Below are 20,672 nucleotides of genomic sequence, written 5' to 3'. Positions count from 1 at the left end.
AAAGCCGTGGTCATTCTTTAGAATGACCACGGCCTCATTGATATGCGCCTCCAACCTGTGGGCGGGAGAAATCCAACACCGGTAAGAGACTCTATAGATAGAAGAATGTCTTTACGTCTTCCGAAGATGCACAATGCAGTCCGAGAAGTTGTAGAAGGGCTCTGCCATGGTGGGTTTCAGGCCATCCACCACATTGGCCTGCACTAGCACGGAGGTAGATTTGAAGCACACCGGCAGGATGGGAGCCTGTGTCTTGAGGTAGGAGCATAGCCGCTCCATGGCGCCGATTCGGTCTGTGGCGGAGGAAAGGGCAGACAGCAGCTGGTCAGTCTGAGGGTCGGCCCAGCCGCCGTAGTTGAGGGGACCGCCGGTTCCCAAAAGGGCAGTGAGGTCCCAGTCTGCGGTGAGTTTCACCTCACCATAATAGAGATCAAACTTTCCGGCGGCCAAGGCGGCAGTATACTCCGCCCAAGGCAGGGCGTTGACAGAAACCGAAATGCCTGCGGCTGTAAATTCCTTGGCAATTTGCTGTGCGGCAGAAACCTTGAAGCGGTTTTCCTCATTGACCAGTAGTGTGAGAGGGCGCCGGCCAGATATATCTGACAAGGCTGAGGAGAGCGAGGCAGCGGAATACCGCTCCTCCAACTCCTGAGGATACAGCGGAGAAGCGGGCGAGAGTGGAAACTGGCTGGCTATGCCATGGCCGGAGAAAAAGGCACTGACCAATTCGGAGCGGTCGATCCCGGACCATAGGCAGCGACGCAGCGCTGGATCGTCCAACGGCGCCCGAGTGGTATTGCAGCCAAGATACTGTAAAACCGTGGTGCCCGCGTCCAAATAGGTGACATTATCGGTCGCGCTGATAGGAGTGGTGCCGGTCAGATCGGCGGTCATCAGCTGCACGTCGTGGGAGCTGAAGCGGTAGAGCAGAGTGTCTTGATCGCTGGCCTCTACCAAAGCGATACGGTCCAGAGGCTGCTTCGCTCCACGCCACCAGGACTGATTGGCAATGAGCCAGTCGCCGGAATCCTCAGCAGAAAAGAGATATGGGCCAGTACCAACGGGACGCTCCCAGGTACCGTCTTTGACAATGGGGATATCCAAAAGAGCAGGAAACCCTGTATTGGGACCGGCGAGTGTGACGGTGACAGTCTCGCTGCCAGCAGTGATCCCTGTGACGTCAGAGAGCCTTGCCCCATATCGCTCTGAGCTGCGCGCACGGTCCAAGGTTGCTTTGACGTCTGCGGAGGTAAGGAAAGAGCCGTCAGAAAACGTGATACCGTGATAGAGAGTGAAGACATAGGTATACGAGACGGGATCATAGGTATAGCTCTTGCAGAGCCAGGGTTCCGGCTCAAAATCCGGTCCCAGGCGAAACAGACCCTCGCACAGCAGCGAAGCAACGACCTGCTGCATTCCGTCCGCGCAGGTGATCGGGTCCAGGCTTTCTCCCGGCGCATAGGCCAGGGAGAACTGCTCAGGAAGAGAAAGACTTCCGGTATCAGAGGGTTCCTCCTCCTGAGGGAGGAGTGAGCTCTCCACCGGCGGCGCGTCCTGCCAGCAAGCAGAAAGAAGAAGCGGCAAAAGCGCGATGCAGATGGCTCGCAAAAGGCGATGTCTCATGTGGCACCTCTTGTTGGCAGAGAGATGATGGCGGCCTGCACGCCCCGCTTCTCCCTCATTTTTCGGTGGGACCAGAAGAGATCCGGGTGGCAGGCGGTGCAAAGACCTGAAACGTCAATGTGTTCCGGCTGCAGCCCGGCACGCAGCAGCCACTGGCGGTTCAGCCCCGCCAAGTCCACATGCCACTTTGGACCCTGCCGTTTCAGGCAGGCCGCAGCGTCCTGGCCCAGAGAGGCGAGCATGGCCTCCGGCACATCATCATCAGTCTCAAAACAGCACTGGCCGATGCAGGGGCCGAGGGCGGCCCGGAGATGCGATGGGTGACTGCCATAAAGCCGGTGCAGTTCCTCCACAGTTTTTTCCAGAATCCCGCCAGCACAGCCGCGCCAGCCCGCGTGGACGGCGCCCACGGCACCCTGAATGGGGTCATGAAGCAAAATCACGCCGCAGTCAGCAGAGAAGACCGTGAGCGGCAGCCCTGGCTCATTGGTGATCAGAGCGTCAGCGGTATAGTCCTGTTTTAGCCAGAGGCCCTTTCCGGCATCGGAGAAGGTGCAAGGACGGACAGTGGTCTCGTGGACCTGCTTGGAGAGCACCAGCCGGTCCGCAGTGATGCCCACCGCCCAGCAGAGGCGGTGAAAGTTTTCCAACACATGATCCTGCCTGTCGCCGCAGCCGCTGCGCAGGTTCAGGGAGTCCCAAGGGGCGGGGCTGACGCCGCCTTTCCGGGTGGAAAAGCCATGGGGGCTCCCGCCCAACAGGGAAGAAGTGAGCCAGACCAAATCGTTTTGCACATGTGTGGTGAAAGACATGAAGACCTCCTTTGACTGAGTGTGGAGAGATAGAGAAGGTTCAAAGAGGTTCCGGGGGATCGTCCACCGGGTCAGAGAGACGGTGGGAGCAGAACCACCAGATAGCACCCAATAAAAACAAAAGGGCACTCCCATAAAAGATCACTCCGAAGATGGGAGTGCCTTGGGTGAACATCAATCCAAAAGCCAGGATGCCCAGGGCGAACAGCATAAGCCCTACTCCGAAGAGCAGATTGCGGATGCAGCGCAGCAGCCGGACGATCTCATCTGGATGTTCCATATTCAGCCGCTCCTTTCACAAAAACATCCCCCTGCCCTCCGGCAGGAGAGAACAGGGGGAGAGAAGGGGGAAAACCATACGTGTCTCCCCGTTGATTTGCCCTGGAAAATCAGGGACGTTGCGTGATATTCACCATATTAGGTGACGCTCTGCCTCAATCCGCCGGGGCGGCGCAGTGACCGACGACGCCACTGGCGGAAAGGAAGGGGGGACCTCAAGATCACTCGTGGTACTCCTTGCGGGTGCATTTTTCCCTGGAAAGCTGCTTTGACAGGGACAGGAGTATGCCGAGCTTTATGATCACATAGCCCCGGTAGCAAGGTTATAATGCACTGCCGCATAACTGCGCCATTGACGCGGCCTGCTCGCATGGTCCGCAGCCCTACCCTTATTGGTCATGGTATTCTTTACAGGTACACTTTTTCCATTTGAGGCCGCTTCCGCAAGGGCAGGGATCATTGCGGCCGATTTTATTGACCTTGACCGGCTGCTTCTTGGGCTTCGTGCCGTCGCCGCCCACATTTTCCACCATGCCCTTGGCCACCCGCTCCCGCTTGACCTCTTCATCCTTCTTCAAGCGGACGGAGTAGAGGCGGCGGACGGTCTCATCCTGAATGGCGGAGATCATCTCTTCGAACATCTCCAGGGACTCCCGCTTATAGACGTCCACCGGGTTGTTGTTGCCGTAAGACTGTAAGCGAATGCCCTGTTTGAGGTCGTCCATGGCGTCGATATGGTCCATCCAGTACTCGTCCACCACCCGCAGCATGATGACCCGCTCCAGTTCTCGCATGATGGGCGGTGTGATCTCTTGCTCCTTCACCTCATAGGTCTTTTCCGCGGCCTCTGCAAAGAGGTCTGTTAGCTCCTCCTGGGTTTTGCTGGAGATCTCTGCCTCTGAAAGCTCCACGGCGCCGGGTGCGAAGAAGGTCCCCGTGAGGCCCCGCAGCATCTCCCGGTAGCCGGCAGCGTCCAGATGGGCGCTGCCGCCAAAGGCCAAGGAGACGTGGTTTGCAATGGAGGTGCGCATCATGTTCAAGACCGTTGCCTTGATGTCCAGGCCGTCCAGCACCTGACGGCGCTGGGCGTAGATGATCTCCCGCTGCTTGTTCATGACGTCATCGTATTCCAGTACGGATTTCCGGGACTGGAAGTTCCGGGACTCCACAGTGGTCTGGGCGTTTTCAATGGCCTTGGAGAGCATCTTATTCTCAATGGGAGTGTCCTCGTCCAGATCAAACCGCTCCATCATGTTGGTGATGCGGTCGCCGCCAAAAAGACGCATCAGGTCATCTTCCAGGGAGATATAGAAGCGGGTTTCACCCGGGTCTCCCTGCCGGCCGGCACGTCCGCGCAGCTGATTGTCAATTCGGCGGGACTCATGGCGCTCCGTACCGATAATGAAGAGGCCGCCGGCCTCCCGGACCCTCTCCGCCTCGTCGGCAATTTCGGCCTTGTGCTGGGCCATCTTCTCAGAAAACAGTTTCCGGGCGGAGAGAATTTCCTCGTTGCCCGTCTCGGCATAGCCGGTGGCGTCCACAATGACCTCCTCGGAGTAACCGGCCTTCAACAGATCGGCCCGGGCCAGGTACTCGGCGTTGCCTCCCAGCATGATATCAGTTCCGCGGCCGGCCATATTGGTGGCTACGGTGACGGCGCCCAGCTTGCCCGCCTGGGCCACGATCTCCGCTTCCTTCTCATGGTTTTTGGCGTTGAGGAGGTTGTGTGGAATCCCCTCCTTACTGAGGAGCTTGCTGAGCAGCTCGTTCTTCTCAATGGAGACGGTGCCTACCAGCACGGGCTGACCCTTTTCGTGGCACTCCTTGACCTGCTGGATCACGGCCCGGTATTTGCCTGCCTCGGTCTTGTAGACCACGTCGTGGTGGTCATGGCGCTGGTTGGGGCGGTTGGTGGGGATCTCCACGATATCGAGATTGTAGATGGTACCGAACTCCTCCTGCTCGGTCATGGCGGTGCCGGTCATGCCGGAGAGCTTGTCATAGAGCCGGAAGTAGTTCTGGAAGGTGATGGTGGCGAGGGTCTTGTTCTCACTTTTGACGCCTACGTGTTCCTTGGCCTCGATGGCCTGATGGAGGCCGTTGGAGTAGCGCCGGCCGAACATGAGACGACCGGTGAACTCGTCCACGATGATAACCTCGCCGTCCTTCACCACGTAGTCGATGTCCCGCTTCATGGTGCCGTGGGCCTTCAGGGCCTGGTTGATATGGTGGCTGAGGGTGGAGTTACTGGGATCAGACAGGTTTTCCACATGGAAGAACTCCTCCGCCTTGGTGATGCCCCGGGCGGTGAGCGTAGCGGTTTTTGCCTTTTCATCCACAATATAGTCCGCGTCGATGTCGGCGTCCTCTTCCTCCTTGTTGTCCACCTGGACCACCACCTGTTTTTTCAGGCGGGAGACGAACATCTCCGCCATGTCGTAGAGCTGGGTGGACTTTTCTCCTTGGCCGGAAATAATCAGAGGCGTACGGGCCTCGTCGATCAGAATGGAGTCCACCTCGTCCACGATGGCAAAGGCGTGGCCCCGCTGCACCAGCTCGCTTGCATAAATGCACATGTTGTCCCGGAGGTAGTCGAATCCCATCTCGTTGTTGGTGCCGTAGGTGATGTCGGCGGCGTAGGCTTCTTGGCGCTCCTTGGAGCTGAGGCCGTGAATAATGAGACCCACCTTCAGCCCCAAAAAGCGGTGCACCTTGCCCATCCACTCACTGTCACGCTTAGCCAGGTAGTCGTTGACAGTGACGATATGCACACCCCGGCCTGCCAGAGCGTTCAGATAGGCGGGAAGGGTGGCCACCAGGGTTTTGCCCTCGCCGGTTTTCATCTCGGCAATCCGGCCTTGGTGCAATACCACGCCGCCCACCAGCTGGACCCGGTAAGGGCGCATGCCCAGCACCCGGTCGGCGGCTTCCCGTACAGCGGCAAAGGCTTCTGGCAGGATGTCGTCTAAGGTTTCACCATGCTGCAGGCGTTCCCTGAACTCCGGCGTCTTGGCCTGGAGCTGGGCGTCGGTCATGGCTTTGTACTCGTCGGCCAGGGCCTCCACCTTGTCCACAATGGGGTAAATGGATTTCAGCTCCCGGGAGCTGGCATCTCCAAAGATACTTTTCAGAAGACTCATATCTTGAACATCCTTTCCGATCAGGAGTAATTAACAAGCGGAATTAGCATACCACAAATACCCATCGAATGCAAAGAAAAATGGAAAAATGCAAAAAAAGTTCACAAAATCGCCCGGCATTGCGGCAGGAAGCGATAGCGGGAGACCATCCCCTTTGGCGGATTCGTGCAATAGGCGGAAATTGGCTATTTGGGCGCGCTCCAGAGCGGCGGATTGCAGAGAACCGCTTATGATAGAGCGGAGTCCAGCAGCATCTGAATGCGGCTTTGCACCGTGCCCTCCCGCAGCGAAGCGTCAAAGTCTACACCTACGATCAGACTCCCAGGGAGCCGGCGCTGCAGCGCGGCATATTGGCCCCGGCCATAGATGTGCCCCGGCAGGCAGGCGAAGGGGAGGGTGGCAAGAACTCTGGGGTACCCCGCCTGGACCCAGGCGGCAGTCTCTGCCGCCAACAGCCACCCTGCGCCCACAGCGCAGCGGGAGAAGGGCGCACCCAGGGCTTTCAGCTCTGGATACGGCGGTAGCGAGGCAAAGTCCGACTGCGTCAAAATACGGCACAGTTGCCCTTGGAGCCGGCAGGCCCAACGGAGCAGCGGCGCTGTCCCATGGCGCCGCACCCCGGTCAGATGGGTGTCCCAATAGTATAAAGCGTGCCAGGTCAGTCCATTGACGGCCACCTCGCAGCCATGATGCTCCAGATAGCGTTCCAAGTCCCAGTTTCCCAAACTGCAGTATTTCGTATAGAGGTCTCCCACTACCGCCACGCGCTTACAGCGGCGCGGCGCCCGCTCCACCGCCTGAAAATCCGCTGCCATTTCCCGGCAGCGGTTCAAGATACCAGAGGAGGAGAGGTTCCGATTTTGGGCAAGGTCCTGAGAGAGCGTCCCCGTCCAAGCCCGTACCAGATGGTCCGTGTCGCCAGGATGGGCCTCGTAGGGGCGTGTCTGGTGGGATGCCAGCAGCATCGCATCTCCCCAGAACGCCGCAGCCAGCGCCCGCCGGACTGCGGAGAGGGACAGCGGCAGCGCTGACCCCCGCTCCAACTCCCGCACGTTTAGGCTTACCAGAGACACCTGATCGAAGCCCGCTCGGTTCAGTGCTGGCCGCAGCAGTCGGATAAGGCAGGAGCCCCGGCACCCATCCCCGGGCTGGGAGATCAGTATGCCGGTCCGCTCTGGGTCATAGCGTCCAGATTGCAATGCCGAGAGCACTTGGCCCGCGATCAGAAAGAATGGATAGCACAGGTCGTTGTGCAGGTATCGAAGGCCCAGCTCTTCAGCTTCCGTGTCCAGCACCACCGGGTCCCATTGATCAGACATAAAGGCCCACCGCAGCAAGGGCCAGTGGTGGTCTAACAGGGCGGGAATCAGCAGCGTCCTTCTCATGGCGTCTCCTCCATGGATTCATCCAACAGCATCCGAATCCGGCTTTGGACCGTGCCCTCGCCAGTGGAGGCGTCATAGTCCACGCTGACCAGGCGGACGCCGGGAAGCTTGCGCTGCAGCGCGGCATACTGCCCCTTGCCCAGCACGTGCCCCGGCAGGCAGGCGAAGGGCTGGACGCAGAGAATCTTCCGGTATCCCAGGGAGGCCCAGGCCACGGCCTCAGCGGCAATCAGCCAGCCGTCCGCCACGCGCAGGTCCAGGGGGGCATACCCGACAGCCTGCCGCTTACACTCCGCCAGGGGCGGCAGAGTGCGGAAGCCTGCTTCGCGCAAAATCGCCAGCATCTCCCGCTGCACGCCGGCAAGGTATCCTGCCAGCAGCCGGTAGAGCCGCCGGGAGACAACAGAGCCCTTCAGACTGTGAGAGTCCATGTAGTAGAGGGCGTACCAGGTAACGCCGCCCACGCCGACCTCACAGGACTCCGATGCCAGAAACGACATCAGGTCCCAGTTGCCCAGGCGGCAGTACTTCGTATAAATTTCCCCCACCACCGCCACCCGCTGCACTGGCCGGTCCACGGTCGCCAGGGCTCGGAAGGCGGCGACAATCTCCCGGCACCGTCCCATCAGCTCCCAGCGGGAAAGCCGGCCGTGCCGGAGGTCCTCCCCTAGTATCTCCATCCACTTTGACCAGAGGGCTTGGGCGGACCCGGGAACAGCTTCAAGAGGCTGGACTTGGTTGCGCAGAATCGACAGGGTATCGCCCCACACAGCGGCGGCCAGTGCCCGCCGGATCATCTGGACAGTGATGGGTAGTCCCGTGTCCCGGTCAATATCCCGCACATTCAAGCTTAGAAGAGCCACCTCCGGATACCCGGCCCGATCCAGCACCTGCCGCAGCAGGCGGATGCCGCAGGACCCCCGGCACTCGTCACCTGCCTGCCCCAGCAGCACGCCGCAGCGGCGTGGGTCGTACCGTCCGGAACCAAGAGCTGAGAGCACCTGTCCCGCTATCAAAAATACAGGGTAGCACAACTCGTTGTGGAAATACCGCAGCCCCAGTTCCGCCAGCTGGGGATTGGCCTCCGTCAACAGCACAGGGTCCCAGCGGTCCGAGGCGAAAGCGTGGCGCAGCAGAGGAAACCAATCATCCAGCAGGGACGGAATCAGCAGTGTTCGCGGCGCCATGAGCAGAGCCTCCCTTTTGAAAATTCCTTGGTTCTATCGTATCATAAACCCGACACCCAATCAATGGGAGAGGAGTTTCAAAAACACGCATTGTGCTTTTGGACAGGCCGTGGTACAATAATAAAAAGTCACGCTCTGGCGGACATGGGTACCCGCCGCCCCGCATCGTACAACGAATGATTTCATCGATGGCAGGTATCGATCGAACAAAAGGGAGGCAACAGCATGAAGCTCTGTTTTTACGGCGCCGATCAGTGCGTCACCGGCAGCTGCCACTGCCTGGAGGTAAACGGCAAGCGCATCCTGGTAGACTGCGGACTGCAGCAGGGGAGAGACGAGATCTCCAACGGAGAGTTTCCCTTTGCGGCAGGCGAGATTGATGTGGTGCTGGTGACGCATGCCCATATCGATCACTCCGGCCGGATTCCCATGCTGATCAAGCAGGGGTTCCAGGGCCGCATTGTCACCACCCGTCTGACGGCGGAGCTGCTAGACATTATGCTGTTGGACTCCGCCCACATTCAGGAGTCTGACGCGGAGTGGAAAAACCGCAAGGCGGAGCGTTCCGGCGCGCCGCGGGTGGAGCCGCTTTATACCATTGAGGATGCCGCACGGGTCCGGGAGTTCGTGGACACCTGCGAATATAATGAGACCGTTCCCCTATGCGAGGGCGTGACGGCCTGCTTTGTGGACGCCGGACACCTGTTGGGCAGTGCCAGCATCATCGTGGACGCCGTGGAGAACGGCACGGCGAAGCGGCTGGTGTTCTCCGGCGATCTGGGCAACATCAACCAGCCCATCATCCGGGACCCAACCCCCATCGAGGGCGCGGACTATGTGGTAATGGAGTCCACCTATGGAGACCGAAATCACACCGAGGTGTGGAGCTACACGGACGATCTGGCGAAGATTATTGACGAGACCATCGCCCGGGGCGGCAACGTAGTGATTCCCTCCTTCGCCGTGGGCCGCACCCAGGAGCTGTTGTATTTCATCCGGGAGATCAAGGACGCGAAGCTCGTAAAATCCAATCCAGATTTCCCCGTGTACATTGACTCGCCCCTGGCCAAACGGGCTACCACCATCTTCACCGGAAACCTTCACGGCTATCTGGATGAGGATGCCCTGGAGCTGGTGAAGGACGGCACCCACATGTTTAACTTTACCAACCTCCGGATGACGGAGACCAGTGAGGAGTCCAAGGCGCTGAACATGGACCCCACGCCCAAGGTGATTATCTCCGCCTCTGGCATGTGCGACGCCGGCCGGATTCGCCATCATCTCAAGCACAACCTCTGGCGGCCGGAATGCACCGTGGTGTTCGTGGGCTACCAGGGGGAGGGGACCTTGGGCCGCTCGCTGCTGGAGGGGACGGAGAGCGTAAAACTCTTTGGTGAGGAGATCGCCGTCCATGCCAAGATCGTCAACTTCCAGGGCCTTAGCTCCCACGCCGACCGGGACCACCTGCTCGCCTGGATCAAGGGCTTCCAGGCTCCCAAGCCCCAGCATGTTTTCGTGGTTCACGGGGACCGGGAGGTGGCGCCCTATTTCGCCCAGAGCGTCGCGGCCCTGGGGTTCCAGACCCATGCGCCCCAGTACACAGAGGCGTACGATCTGATCGCGGACAAGGTCCTGGAGGTAGGCTATCTCCCGGAGCGCAAGGCCAGAACTGCGGCCGGTAAGACCAGCTCCGCTTACGAGCGGCTGGTAGCGGTTGGGAATCTGCTTATGGAGAGCATCAAGCGCTCCAAAGGGCGGGACAACAAGTCCCTGGCCCGGTTTGCCGACCAGCTTCGCCAGCTTCTGGAGAAGTGGGAGAGCTAAAGGCTCTTTGCCAGAGCCAGGGCAGAGAGAAACATGGCCTCCAGCTCCGACTCCTGCTGGGCATAAAGCACGTCCTGGTAGCTGTTCAGCATGGGCTGGAGGTCTTCCGGCAGGGCTTGGCGGAGCTGGCGGTCCAGCTGATTGGCGTTGAACTTCTGCACCTAGTAGCGGGAGGTATGGAGATTGGCGGGGAAGCTGGTTTCCACGGTGTAATCATAGAGGATTTGCATGAGTTCTGTCATTTAAAAGCTGCCTATTTACGCTCAATTTGCACATAACTATAATATACGAGCGAAACAGAGGGCGGAGGCCATTTATGATAAAATTTGCTGAGAGATTGCAGGAATTGCGAAGGGAACGCCATATGACTCAAAGGGAGATGGCGGAGTTTCTGCAAATACAGCTGCGTTCCTATCAATCTTATGAGGGCGATGACCGTCGCCCAGATTATGAGAAGCTGGTAGCCCTGGCGGACTACTTTGGCGTTTCTACGGATTATTTGCTGGGGCGCTCAGAGGAGCGGTAGCCGTCCAATGGGACGAGAGCAGGGACCATGTTGATGGTTTGGCAACGCACCCCCGTTTTCTTTTTAAGGCATCAAAAAGAAAACGGGCCGCATCCGTAAGCGGCACAGCAGCCAACGGCTGCGCAATGCGCGGTCAAAAGAAAAAATGCCGGCTCGCACCGGACGGCTCCCTCGCAATCGTCTGACTCCCGCGTGTTCGGTCTGGCGGAGACCTCGTTGGAGGTTCCGGATGCTCTATCGTCCTCTTTCCGCTGGCACTTTAGAACGGCTCTCATCCACCGCCGGGGCAGCGATAGCGAAAAGAGAAAAAAGTCGATTCGACAAGCACCAACCAATCTTCCACCGCACCAGACTCGCGGGGAAGTCTGGTTCAACTGCCATCCCCCGGCGCGAGCCAGCAGCAGATCCCCGATTTTAGTCGGCATATATTTGGAAGCCCCCGTCCTTAAGCAAACTTGTACGCACGTGCAAGTTTGCGCCCAACGCCTTTTCTTTTGGACCGTCCACAGCCCATTTTCTTTTCGTCTTGCCGAAAAGAAAATGGGGGGTGGATTGCCCCGCCATCATCATGGCACCATCTTCCGTCCCATCGGGACGGCCCCTGGAGGCACCCCCTATGGAACCGCTTCGTAAAAATCAAATCTACACCGGCGTCGTAGAGTCCTATTCCAGCGAGGGCCTTGGCATTGTCCGCTTGGATGGAGCCGTCGTATTCCTCCCCGGCGCTGTTCGGGGTGAGACCGTGGACCTGCGGATTACCAAGGTTATGAAAACCGCTGCGGCGGGGGAGATTGTCAGGATTCATTCCCCCTCCCCGGAGCGGGCGAAGCCGGAGTGTCCTCACTTTGGCACCTGCGGCGGCTGTGATTTCCAGCACCTCAGCTATGCAGAGGAGCTGTGGGCCAAGCGCCGGCGGGTCCAGGACGCCTTGACTCGCTTGGGCGGCGCCGATTTGCAGGTGGAGGAGATCATCGGCGCGAAGGACCCCACTCACTACCGAAACAAGAGCCAGTACCCAGTGGGTGCGGATGGCTCTATTGGCTTCTATCAGGCTCGGAGCCACCGGGTGGTGCCCATTCGCTCCTGCTTGATTCAGTCGGAGGTCTCCGACCGGATTGCCGGGGCTGTGAGAGCTTGGATGAAGCGGTATCATGTTTCCGCCTATGACGAGAACACTGGCAAGGGGCTGGTGCGCCATGTTTACGTCCGGGTGAACCGGAAGGGGGAGAGCCTCTGCTGTTTGGTGGCAAACGGCAGACAAGTGCCTCGGGAACCGGAGCTGGCGGCCCTGGTCCGTGCCGCCGCGCCCAAGACGGTGGGTGTGGTGCTGAATACTAACACCAGCCGTGGAAACGTGATCCTGGGGGAGCGCTACCGCACCCTCTGGGGGCAGGATTTTTTGATGGATACCCTCTGCGGACTGGAATTTAAACTCTCTGTCCCCTCCTTTTACCAGGTGAATCGGGAGCAGGCGGAGGCTCTCTACGGAAAGGCCCTGGAATTTGCCGCCTTGACCGGAGGGGAGACGGTGCTGGACCTCTATTGTGGTACTGGCACTATTACATTGTGCATGGCGCAGCGGTCAAAACGGGTTATTGGCGCAGAGATTGTACCCCCCGCCATCGCAGACGCCCGGGAAAACGCGGCGCGCAACCATATTAAAAATGCAGAGTTTTTCTGCGGCGATGCAGCGGAGGTGGCGGTCAAGCTGGAAGGAGAGGGACTCCGGCCTGACGTTGTCACTATAGACCCGCCGCGAAAGGGACTCAGTCCGGCGGTGATTGCCTCCATCGCAGGGATGGCGCCGGAGCGGGTAGTCTATGTCTCCTGCGACCCTGCCACCCTGGGAAGGGATGTAAAGATCTTCTCTGGCTTTGGCTATCAGGCTGTGCGGGCCTGTGCCGTGGACATGTTCCCGGCAACCCGCCACGTGGAGACGGTATGTCTTTTGTCCAAACTAAACACCAAACAGCATATCGAGGTGGAACTGAATCTGGACGAGCTGGATTTGACATCGGCGGAGAGCAAGGCCACCTATGACGAGCTTAAGGCATATGTGCTGGAGAAGTATGGTTTGAAGGTATCCAGCCTGTATATTTCCCAAGTCAAGCGGAAATGCGGGCTGGAGGTTGGGCAGAACTATAATCTGTCAAAGAAGGACGATGCAAAAGTGCCGCAGTGTCCGCCGGAAAAGGAAGCGGCGATTATGGAGGCGCTGAAGTATTTTCGGATGATATGATTATTACGCAAGGGCCTGGGTAGTTTATCCCAGGTCCTTTTCGCAGTCTTATGGCTCACCATTTCGTGAATTTAATTTGCCCTTTAGTGTGAAATCAAGTATACTAGAAATGAAAAATATCAGGAGGTGCAGGATGGCAATTAGCTATAATCGTCTCTGGAAACGATTGATCGATCACGATTTGAGTAAAACCGATATGATGCACCGTGCAAACATCAGCACCAATGTTCTGGCACGTCTGGGGAAGGGTGCGCCTGTTTCAATGGAAAGCATGGAAAAAATCTGCAAAGTATTAAACTGCAATATTGGCGATGTTATGGAATTTGTTCCTGATAATGAAAACGGAGGAAAAGACGCATGACTACAGGCGCAATCAAAAATAAAGTAGATAAAATCTGGACGGACATCTGGGCTGGCGGCATTACCAATCCTTTGACAGTAATTGAGCAGCTGACCTACCTGATGTTCATTCGTTCTCTTGATGAAAAAGAACTGGAGACAGAAGAATTTGAGAACATGAGCGGCGAGAAGATGGATAAAATCTTCCCCCAGTCCCCTATCGGACAGTCTATGCGCTGGAGCAAGTTCAAGAATGACGATCCGCGTGACATTTATGATGTTATTTCCCAGCGGGTGTTCCCTGCTATTAAAAATATGAAGCATGGCCATTTGCCTGATTTCACGGAGCAGGGCGAGATGATCGAAATCGTAGATAACACCGAGAATGATGCGGAAAAAGATACTGCTTTCGCCCGGTACATGAGTGACGCCATGTTTCTGATTCCCACACCCCAGGTGTTGCAAAAACTCATTACAGGCTTGGACGACCTGTATGAGCACGACATTTCCGATTTGGATATGCAGGGCGATCTGTACGAGTATATGCTGGGAAAACTGTCCACTGCCGGTCAAAACGGTCAGTTCCGCACTCCCCGGCATATCATCAAAATGATGGTAGAACTTTTGCAGCCTACCCCGGAGGATACCATCTGTGATCCGGCCTGCGGAACGGCAGGCTTTCTGGTGGCTTCAGCAGAGTACATCCGTAACCACTGTGAAGATACCATGACAAATGAACAATGGGAACATTTCTCCGGCCCGATGTTTACCGGTTTTGACACAGACCGTACTATGCTACGGCTTTCGGCCATGAACCTGATGCTCCATTCGATTACGCACCCAGAGATTGATTATCAGGACAGCGTTTCTAAGCAGAACCAAATCCGGGACAAATACACCATTTGTTTGGCGAATCCTCCCTTTAAGGGCACCATTGACGCCGAGAGCATCAATGATGATTTGAAAGCTGTTACCAACACGAAAAAGACCGAGTTGCTGTTCTTGGCGCTATTCCTGCGGATGCTGAAAAAGGGTGGTCAATGCGCCTGTATCGTGCCGGACGGCGTGCTGTTCGGTTCCTCCAAAGCGCACAAATCCATCCGCAAAGAGCTGGTGGAGAATCATCAGCTGCGGGCAGTGATTTCCATGCCTTCCGGTGTATTCAAGCCTTATGCCGGGGTGTCCACGGCGGTACTGGTGTTCACCAAGACTGGCGCGGGTGGTACGGAAAATGTGTGGTTTTACGATATGAAGGCAGATGGCTTTTCGCTAGATGACAAGCGCAGTGAGATTTCAGAGAATGACATTCCCGACATCATTGAGCGATTTCATAATCTTGATAAGGAAGCCAGCCGTCAGCGCACTGATCAGAGCTTTTTTGTGCCGAAACAGGAAATTGCGGATAACGACTATGACCTTTCCATCAATAAGTACAAAAAAGTGGAGTATGTGCCAGTGGAGTATCCGTCTACAGCACAAATTATGGCTGACCTGCATGAATTGGAAATGGAGATCACCGCAGGGCTGGCGGAGTTGGAGGAGATGCTGTGATGGCAAGATTGGGGGATGTTTGCGAGATTCTTAATGGATATGCCTTCAAAAGTGCGAATTATACTGATAAAGGTGTTAGAATCATTCGGATTTCTAATGTCCAAAAAGGATATATTGAAGATAATACACCAGCTTTTTACCCTTTTGATGATATAAATGTAGCAAAATATGAACTTTTTGAGGGTGACTTGCTACTCTCATTAACAGGAAATGTCGGGAGAGTTGGACGTTTAGATAAAAAATTTTTACCCGCTGCCTTAAATCAGCGTGTTGCTTGCATTAGAATAAAAGATAATACGGCTCTTGATAAATCATTTCTCTTTGATTTGTTGAATAGTGATTCCTTCGAGCAGAAATGTATCCTATCTTCAAAAGGTGTTGCTCAAAAAAATCTGAGTACCGAGTGGCTTAAAGATTATAAAATTCCTCTTCCGCCTCTTGATGAACAGCGCGAAATTGCCGCTGTACTGGACAAGGTCAGCGACCTGATTGCCAAGCGCAGGCAGCAACTGAACAAGCTGGATGAATTGGTAAAATCCCGATTTATCGAGATGTTTGGGGATATGCTTTTAAATACAAAGAGGTGGAATGAAAAACCCCTGGAATCAATGGCGGATATTGTATCGGGCATTACGAAAGGACGTAAAATTAAAGGACAAAGTATGATAAAAGTCCCATACATGGCTGTATCAAATGTAAAAGATGGCTATATTGATTGGACTACCGTTAAAACTATTGAAGCAACTGAACAGGAAATTGAACAGTATAGGTTATTGCCAGATGACGTGTTGATGACAGAAGGTGGCGATCCTGATAAACTTGGTAGAGGGGCCATTATCAAAGAACTTTTAGAAAATTGTATTCATCAAAATCATATATTCCGTGTTCGTTTGAATGAATCAGTGATTTTGCCGGGGTTCTTTGCAGAGTACTTAAAGCATCAAAAATCTAAGCGTTATTTTATTGGGTGTGCAAAACAGACTACTGGAATTGCAAGCATTAACATGAGGCAATTAAAAGCATTACCGGTCCTACTTCCGCCGCTGGCACTACAGAAACAATTCTCCGCCTTCGTCGCCCAGACCGACAAATCAAAATTGGCGATCCAGAAGAGCCTTGAAAAGCTGGAAATACTAAAAAAAGCACTGATGCAGAAATATTTTGGGTAAAGGAGGATTTTTCATGCCGGATAAAGAATACGAGCGCAAGCACAAAGAAACTAACCCTGTTGTTGCAATATGTTATGACTTCGACAAAACCTTATCTCCAGATGATATGCAGGCACAGGGGTATATCCAATCCGTTGGCTATGACGTTCCTGACTTCTGGAAAAAGTCGAATTCTCTCGCCTCCGATAATGAAATGGACCAAAACCTTGCCTATATGTACACGATGAAACAGGAATCCGAGGGAAAAGTCTTATTTACAAAAGAGAAATTAGCTGAATATGGTGCCTCTGTTCAACTGTTTCCCGGAGTTGAGCAATGGTTTGAACGCATTCGGGAATACGGAAAAAGCCAAGGAGTTATCGTGGAACACTACATCATTTCTTCTGGCTTAAAAGAAATGATTGAAGGGACTGCCGTTGCAAAAGCTGGAGCATTTGAAAAAATTTATGCCAGTTCATTTTATTATAATGAAAAGGGCGTAGCAGTATGGCCTGCTCAAGTGGTAAATTACACCAATAAAACACAATTCTTGTTCCGAATTGAAAAAGGTGTACTGGACATTAATGATTCCGCTGTCAATGAATCCTTTTCTCCCGAAGAAATGAGAGTACCATTTCGTAATATAGTTTATATCGGCGATAGTGATACCGATATTCCGTGCATGAAACTTGTCACCTCATACGGCGGGCATTCTATTGGCGTCTATAACGCAGAAAGCAAGGACAAGACAAAAGTATATAAAATGATGCGAGATGGAAGAATTAAATATTTTGCACCAGCCGATTACAGAGAAGGAACTGAATTAGACCTTTTGGTAAAGGCCATTATCAATCGAACTGCTGCGAATGAGGCTCTGGAAACACTGCACTATAAGTATAAAATAGAACGAATCAAAGCAGACAAAGAAAGTAATGAAGAAGAGCGGAAAAGAACCGATTTGCTCATTTCCTTAGAAAATAGTGGCAGTTTTGCAACTACGCATTCCCTTATCAGCGAGTTGCAGGAAATTGATGATTGGTCTTATGAAGAAAAAGAAATTCTATTCCAAATTGCCCTCGACAATAGTCAAGTACGCTATATTCTGCGCGATTTAGATGTGGAAACTTTTTACAGGAAATTATTAAAAAGTATGAAAACCATGACATCAAATGCGCAAGAGGTTAAGGATATCTTAGAAAGTGATGATTAAGGAAACCTGTTTATGATGAACTTTTCTTTTCTTTCACAACAAACTGAATACGCCCTGTTTGCCCCTGCCTGCGCGGAAGCCGAAAAAATTTATGCCTCTGCTCCTGCCATGTGCGCTGTTGGCTGCCGAAAGGCGCTGGAGCTGGCGGTTAAGTGGGTCTATGCGGCAGATAAGACCATGAAGATGCCCTACAAGGACAACCTACAATCCCTTATCCATGAACCGTCCTTCCGTTTCGCCGTGGATTCCAATACCTGGAGTAAGCTGCCTTTCATCATCAAGCTGGGTAATCTGGCAGTACATACAGAGCGGAGTGTGCAGCCCAGTGATGCCCTTGCATCCTTGAAAGGATTGTTCGAGTTTGTCCAGTGGATCGATTATTGTTACGGTTCTGATTATCAGGAGCGTGTCTTTGACGAAAGTCTGATCCCTACCGAAAAAATAGCGGTAGATTCTCGGAAAATCAAAGAGCAGGAAAGCCTGCTGGATGAAAAAGAAGCAGAGATTGAGGCGCTGCGCAAACAAATTGAGCAGATGTCAGCCCAATATACTGCTGAGAAAGAGAAGCATCAGCAGGAGCGATCTTTCCAGCCGGAAGATTTGTCTGAGTTCCAGACGCGGAAAATTTATATTGACGTAGATTTGAAGTTCATGGGGTGGAAATTCGACGGTATCGATGCAGATGTACAGGAGGAATATCCTGTACAGGGTATGGCCGGTGTGGTGGGCCAGATGGGCTACTGCGACTATGTGCTGTTTGGCAAGGATGGCCTTCCGCTGGCGGTGATTGAGGCCAAACGCACTAGCAAAGACCCTAACATTGGGCGGAAGCAGGCAGTTCTATACGCAGATTGCCTGGAACGGAAATTTGGCCGCCGACCGATGATGTTCACTACGAACGGTTTTGAAACTTATTACTGGGACGACCAGTCCGGCCCCCAGCGCAAGGTCAGTGGTGTGTTCAGCAAGGAAGACTTACAAAAGCTGATGAACCGTCGAGCTGAACGGCAAGAATTGATGAGTATTCCCATCGATGATAAAATCACAGATCGCTACTACCAAAAAGAAGCCATACGGGCTGTTTGCGATCAGATCGAACAAGGATTTCGTAAGCATCTTCTGGTAATGGCAACTGGTACGGGAAAAACAAGGACGGCCTCCAGCTTGACCGATGTGCTCAGCCGTGGTAAGTGGATTACGAATGTTCTTTTTCTAGCTGACCGCACTGCCCTGGTAAAACAGGCAAAAGATGATTTTAAGCAGTATTTGCCGGATATGTCTCTGTGCAATCTGTGTTCCAACAAGGATGACCGGAACGCCCGGATTGTGTTTTCCACTTACCCAACGATTTTGAATGCTATCGATGATACGAAATCCAAAGATGGGCGCCAGTTGTTTACTCCGGCGCATTTTGACCTGATTATTATTGATGAAAGCCACCGGAGTATTTTCAAAAAGTACAGGGCAATTTTTGAATATTTTGATGCTTTGATGGTTGGCCTTACCGCTACGCCGAAAACGGATGTAGATCGGAACACCTACGATTTCTTTGAAATGGAACATGGTGTTCCTACGTACGCCTACGATTATGAAACAGCGGTCTACCAAGACCATGTGTTGGTACCATACTATAATTATGAGGTCAAAACAAAGTTTTTGGATGAAGGCATTACCTACGATGACCTGTCTGACGAAGACAAAGAGCGTTACGAAGATGACTTCATTGAAGATGGCATGATGCCGGATTTTATCCCGTCCGCAGCTCTGAACAAATTTGTATTTAACGAGAAAACGGTTGACATGGTTTTACAGGATTTGATGGAGCGGGGCATCAAGGTTGCAGGCGGGGACCGGCTGGGTAAAACCATTATTTTTGCACAGAATAAGCGCCACGCCGAATTCATTCTGGAGCGGTTTAACAAACTCTACCCTCAGTATCACGGTTCCTTTGCCCAGCGCGTGATTTGTGACGATAGTTATGCTCAGACCATCATAGATGATTTCAAACAGCCAGAAAAGGAGCCGCATATTGCTGTGTCCGTGGATATGATGGACACAGGTATTGATGTGCCGGAATGCGTCAATCTGGTGTTCTTCAAGAAGGTGCGTTCCAAAGCAAAGTTTTGGCAGATGATTGGCCGTGGCACCCGTTTGTGCAAGGGATTGTCCTGCGTAGATCAGATTGATGGAGTATATACGGATAAACGGCGCTTCTTGATTTTCGATTACTGCGGCAATTTTGAATATTTCCGGGAACACAAGGAAGGATATGAAGCCAGGGAAACAAAGACATTGTCGGAGAATATTTTCGGCAAGCAGATTAAAATTGCTATGGCTTTACAAGAAAGCACCTTTGCAGGAGAAAACTATCAGTTATGGCGAAACGAACTTATCGAAACCTGCCATAAGCAAGTTACAGCGCTGAACCCAGAGTTGATTTCCGTAAAACTACGGATGCAGTATGTGGAGAAATATAAAAAGCAGGACGCCTTTCTTTCTATCGGTGAGAGTGACAAAGGCGAGTTACTGACACAGATTGCACCGCTTGTCCAATCGGAAGAAACGGATGAATTCGCCAAGCGTTTTGATAACTTTATGTACGGGCTGATATTGGCACATATTGAACAGATGCCTGCTTTCAAGTATGCCAAAAAGCAGTTGTGTGACACAGCTTCGCTGCTGGAGCGCAAGGCGAATATTCCGCAGATTAAGGAAAAGCTGCCGCTTCTACAGGAAATCCATACCGATGTCTTTTGGGACGCTAATGATATTCTGCTGTTTGAAAAGGTTCGGAAAGAGCTTCGTGGTTTGATTCGTTTTTTGGACGAAGATGACGGAGGGCAAAAACGTATTATTACCAAACTTACTGATCCAATTATAGATAGCCAAGAAGGGGTTCAGCTGGATACAGCGTATGACTTTGAAGACTACCGTGCCAAAGTAAACCGCTATGTCAATGAGCACGGAAATACGCTGGCTATTTACAAGCTGACCCATAATATTCCGTTGGCTGCGGGCGATTATCAGGAGCTAGAACGAGTGCTGACAAGTGAGCTTGGAAGCAAAGAAGATTACAAGCGCGAATTTGGAGACACGCCATTTGGTCTGCTGGTTCGTAAAATCGCCAAGTTGAATCACGAGGCAGCCATGCAGGCTTTTTCGGCTTTTATCAACGACCAATCTTTAAATCAGAAGCAGATTGCTTTTGTGAAGAAAATCATCAATCACATAGAGCTGAACGGGTATATGGAAAATGTTTCAGAACTTACAAAGCCGCCATTTGACAAACCTGTTAGCTTTATTAAGCTGTTTGATGCAAAGACTAGAACCGCATTGATAGCAACTATAAATCAGATTCGTGAGAATGCGGTTCAGATAGTAGCATCATAACAGTGAAACAGCACACAGA

General features: G+C 53.4%; 15 protein-coding genes. 8 read left to right on the top strand and 7 right to left on the bottom strand.

The window, feature by feature from the left end:
• Positions 1-111 precede the first annotated feature (111 nt).
• From KJS55_RS04605 to KJS55_RS04580, 6 genes are all read right to left on the bottom strand, one after another.
• Positions 112-1,623, bottom strand: coding sequence for an ABC transporter substrate-binding protein (locus KJS55_RS04605; RefSeq protein WP_187028176.1), 1,512 nt, complete (start codon positions 1,621-1,623; stop codon positions 112-114).
• Positions 1,620-2,435: a peptidoglycan editing factor PgeF gene (gene pgeF / locus KJS55_RS04600; protein ID WP_213542796.1), complete on the bottom strand. Its 816-nt coding sequence runs from the start codon at positions 2,433-2,435 to the stop codon at positions 1,620-1,622. Before pgeF ends, KJS55_RS04605 begins: the two co-directional genes overlap by 4 nt.
• Before the next feature lie 40 nt (positions 2,436-2,475).
• A complete protein-coding gene (locus tag KJS55_RS04595) occupies positions 2,476-2,715 on the bottom strand; it encodes a hypothetical protein (protein WP_213542795.1) in 240 nt (79 codons plus the stop codon).
• 388 nt (positions 2,716-3,103) lie between these two features.
• On the bottom strand, positions 3,104-5,854 hold the full coding sequence (secA, locus tag KJS55_RS04590; RefSeq protein ID WP_187028179.1) for a preprotein translocase subunit SecA: 2,751 nt from the start codon (positions 5,852-5,854) through the stop codon (positions 3,104-3,106).
• A 227-nt stretch (positions 5,855-6,081) separates the two neighbouring features.
• Positions 6,082-7,239, bottom strand: coding sequence for a 2-hydroxyacyl-CoA dehydratase (locus KJS55_RS04585; RefSeq protein ID WP_213542794.1), 1,158 nt, complete (start codon positions 7,237-7,239; stop codon positions 6,082-6,084).
• On the bottom strand, positions 7,236-8,426 hold the full coding sequence (locus tag KJS55_RS04580) for a hypothetical protein (RefSeq protein ID WP_213542793.1): 1,191 nt from the start codon (positions 8,424-8,426) through the stop codon (positions 7,236-7,238). Before KJS55_RS04580 ends, KJS55_RS04585 begins: the two co-directional genes overlap by 4 nt.
• Positions 8,427-8,651: 225 nt before the next feature.
• Here KJS55_RS04580 and KJS55_RS04575 point away from each other — a divergent pair, with 225 nt between their 5' ends.
• Positions 8,652-10,250: an MBL fold metallo-hydrolase RNA specificity domain-containing protein gene (locus KJS55_RS04575; RefSeq protein WP_187028182.1), complete on the top strand. Its 1,599-nt coding sequence runs from the start codon at positions 8,652-8,654 to the stop codon at positions 10,248-10,250.
• On the opposite strand, the gene KJS55_RS04570 is transcribed toward KJS55_RS04575, so the two are convergent.
• Positions 10,247-10,411, bottom strand: a complete 165-nt coding sequence (locus KJS55_RS04570) for a hypothetical protein (RefSeq protein WP_213542792.1) — start codon at positions 10,409-10,411, stop codon at positions 10,247-10,249. The two genes, KJS55_RS04575 and KJS55_RS04570, sit on opposite strands and share 4 nt — an antisense overlap.
• Positions 10,412-10,566: 155 nt before the next feature.
• On the opposite strand from KJS55_RS04570, the gene KJS55_RS04565 reads away from it, so the two are divergent.
• From KJS55_RS04565 to KJS55_RS04535, 7 genes are all read left to right on the top strand, one after another.
• Positions 10,567-10,776: a helix-turn-helix domain-containing protein gene (locus tag KJS55_RS04565; RefSeq protein WP_187028184.1), complete on the top strand. Its 210-nt coding sequence runs from the start codon at positions 10,567-10,569 to the stop codon at positions 10,774-10,776.
• 616 nt (positions 10,777-11,392) lie between these two features.
• Positions 11,393-13,015, top strand: coding sequence for a 23S rRNA (uracil(1939)-C(5))-methyltransferase RlmD (rlmD, locus tag KJS55_RS04560; protein WP_213542791.1), 1,623 nt, complete (start codon positions 11,393-11,395; stop codon positions 13,013-13,015).
• A gap of 133 nt (positions 13,016-13,148) precedes the next feature.
• The gene (locus tag KJS55_RS04555) at positions 13,149-13,376 is read left to right on the top strand and encodes a helix-turn-helix domain-containing protein (protein WP_087151991.1); all 228 of its coding nucleotides are present in this window, start codon (positions 13,149-13,151) and stop codon (positions 13,374-13,376) included.
• The gene (locus tag KJS55_RS04550; RefSeq protein ID WP_213542790.1) at positions 13,373-14,905 is read left to right on the top strand and encodes a type I restriction-modification system subunit M; all 1,533 of its coding nucleotides are present in this window, start codon (positions 13,373-13,375) and stop codon (positions 14,903-14,905) included. Before KJS55_RS04555 ends, KJS55_RS04550 begins: the two co-directional genes overlap by 4 nt.
• The gene (locus tag KJS55_RS04545; RefSeq protein WP_213542789.1) at positions 14,905-16,074 is read left to right on the top strand and encodes a restriction endonuclease subunit S; all 1,170 of its coding nucleotides are present in this window, start codon (positions 14,905-14,907) and stop codon (positions 16,072-16,074) included. The genes KJS55_RS04550 and KJS55_RS04545 overlap by 1 nt, the downstream gene beginning before the upstream one ends.
• A gap of 13 nt (positions 16,075-16,087) precedes the next feature.
• The gene (locus KJS55_RS04540; RefSeq protein WP_213542788.1) at positions 16,088-17,263 is read left to right on the top strand and encodes an HAD family hydrolase; all 1,176 of its coding nucleotides are present in this window, start codon (positions 16,088-16,090) and stop codon (positions 17,261-17,263) included.
• Positions 17,264-17,275: 12 nt separating this feature from the next.
• The gene (locus KJS55_RS04535; protein ID WP_213542787.1) at positions 17,276-20,653 is read left to right on the top strand and encodes a DEAD/DEAH box helicase family protein; all 3,378 of its coding nucleotides are present in this window, start codon (positions 17,276-17,278) and stop codon (positions 20,651-20,653) included.
• Positions 20,654-20,672 lie beyond the last annotated feature (19 nt).

This window comes from Pusillibacter faecalis, from assembly GCF_018408705.1.
Lineage (GTDB): Bacteria > Bacillota > Clostridia > Oscillospirales > Oscillospiraceae > Oscillibacter > Oscillibacter faecalis.
Note: the sequence above shows the minus strand (reverse complement) of the source record. Positions and strands in the feature narration are given on the sequence as shown.

Coding starts and splice junctions, on each gene's coding strand:
- KJS55_RS04605 (WP_187028176.1), bottom strand. CDS start 1,623: ATGAGACATCGCCTTTTGCGAGCCATCTGCATCGCGCTTTTGCCGCTT.
- pgeF (WP_213542796.1), bottom strand. CDS start 2,435: ATGTCTTTCACCACACATGTGCAAAACGATTTGGTCTGGCTCACTTCT.
- KJS55_RS04595 (WP_213542795.1), bottom strand. CDS start 2,715: ATGGAACATCCAGATGAGATCGTCCGGCTGCTGCGCTGCATCCGCAAT.
- secA (WP_187028179.1), bottom strand. CDS start 5,854: ATGAGTCTTCTGAAAAGTATCTTTGGAGATGCCAGCTCCCGGGAGCTG.
- KJS55_RS04585 (WP_213542794.1), bottom strand. CDS start 7,239: ATGAGAAGGACGCTGCTGATTCCCGCCCTGTTAGACCACCACTGGCCC.
- KJS55_RS04580 (WP_213542793.1), bottom strand. CDS start 8,426: ATGGCGCCGCGAACACTGCTGATTCCGTCCCTGCTGGATGATTGGTTT.
- KJS55_RS04575 (WP_187028182.1), top strand. CDS start 8,652: ATGAAGCTCTGTTTTTACGGCGCCGATCAGTGCGTCACCGGCAGCTGC.
- KJS55_RS04565 (WP_187028184.1), top strand. CDS start 10,567: ATGATAAAATTTGCTGAGAGATTGCAGGAATTGCGAAGGGAACGCCAT.
- rlmD (WP_213542791.1), top strand. CDS start 11,393: ATGGAACCGCTTCGTAAAAATCAAATCTACACCGGCGTCGTAGAGTCC.
- KJS55_RS04555 (WP_087151991.1), top strand. CDS start 13,149: ATGGCAATTAGCTATAATCGTCTCTGGAAACGATTGATCGATCACGAT.
- KJS55_RS04550 (WP_213542790.1), top strand. CDS start 13,373: ATGACTACAGGCGCAATCAAAAATAAAGTAGATAAAATCTGGACGGAC.
- KJS55_RS04545 (WP_213542789.1), top strand. CDS start 14,905: ATGGCAAGATTGGGGGATGTTTGCGAGATTCTTAATGGATATGCCTTC.
- KJS55_RS04540 (WP_213542788.1), top strand. CDS start 16,088: ATGCCGGATAAAGAATACGAGCGCAAGCACAAAGAAACTAACCCTGTT.
- KJS55_RS04535 (WP_213542787.1), top strand. CDS start 17,276: ATGATGAACTTTTCTTTTCTTTCACAACAAACTGAATACGCCCTGTTT.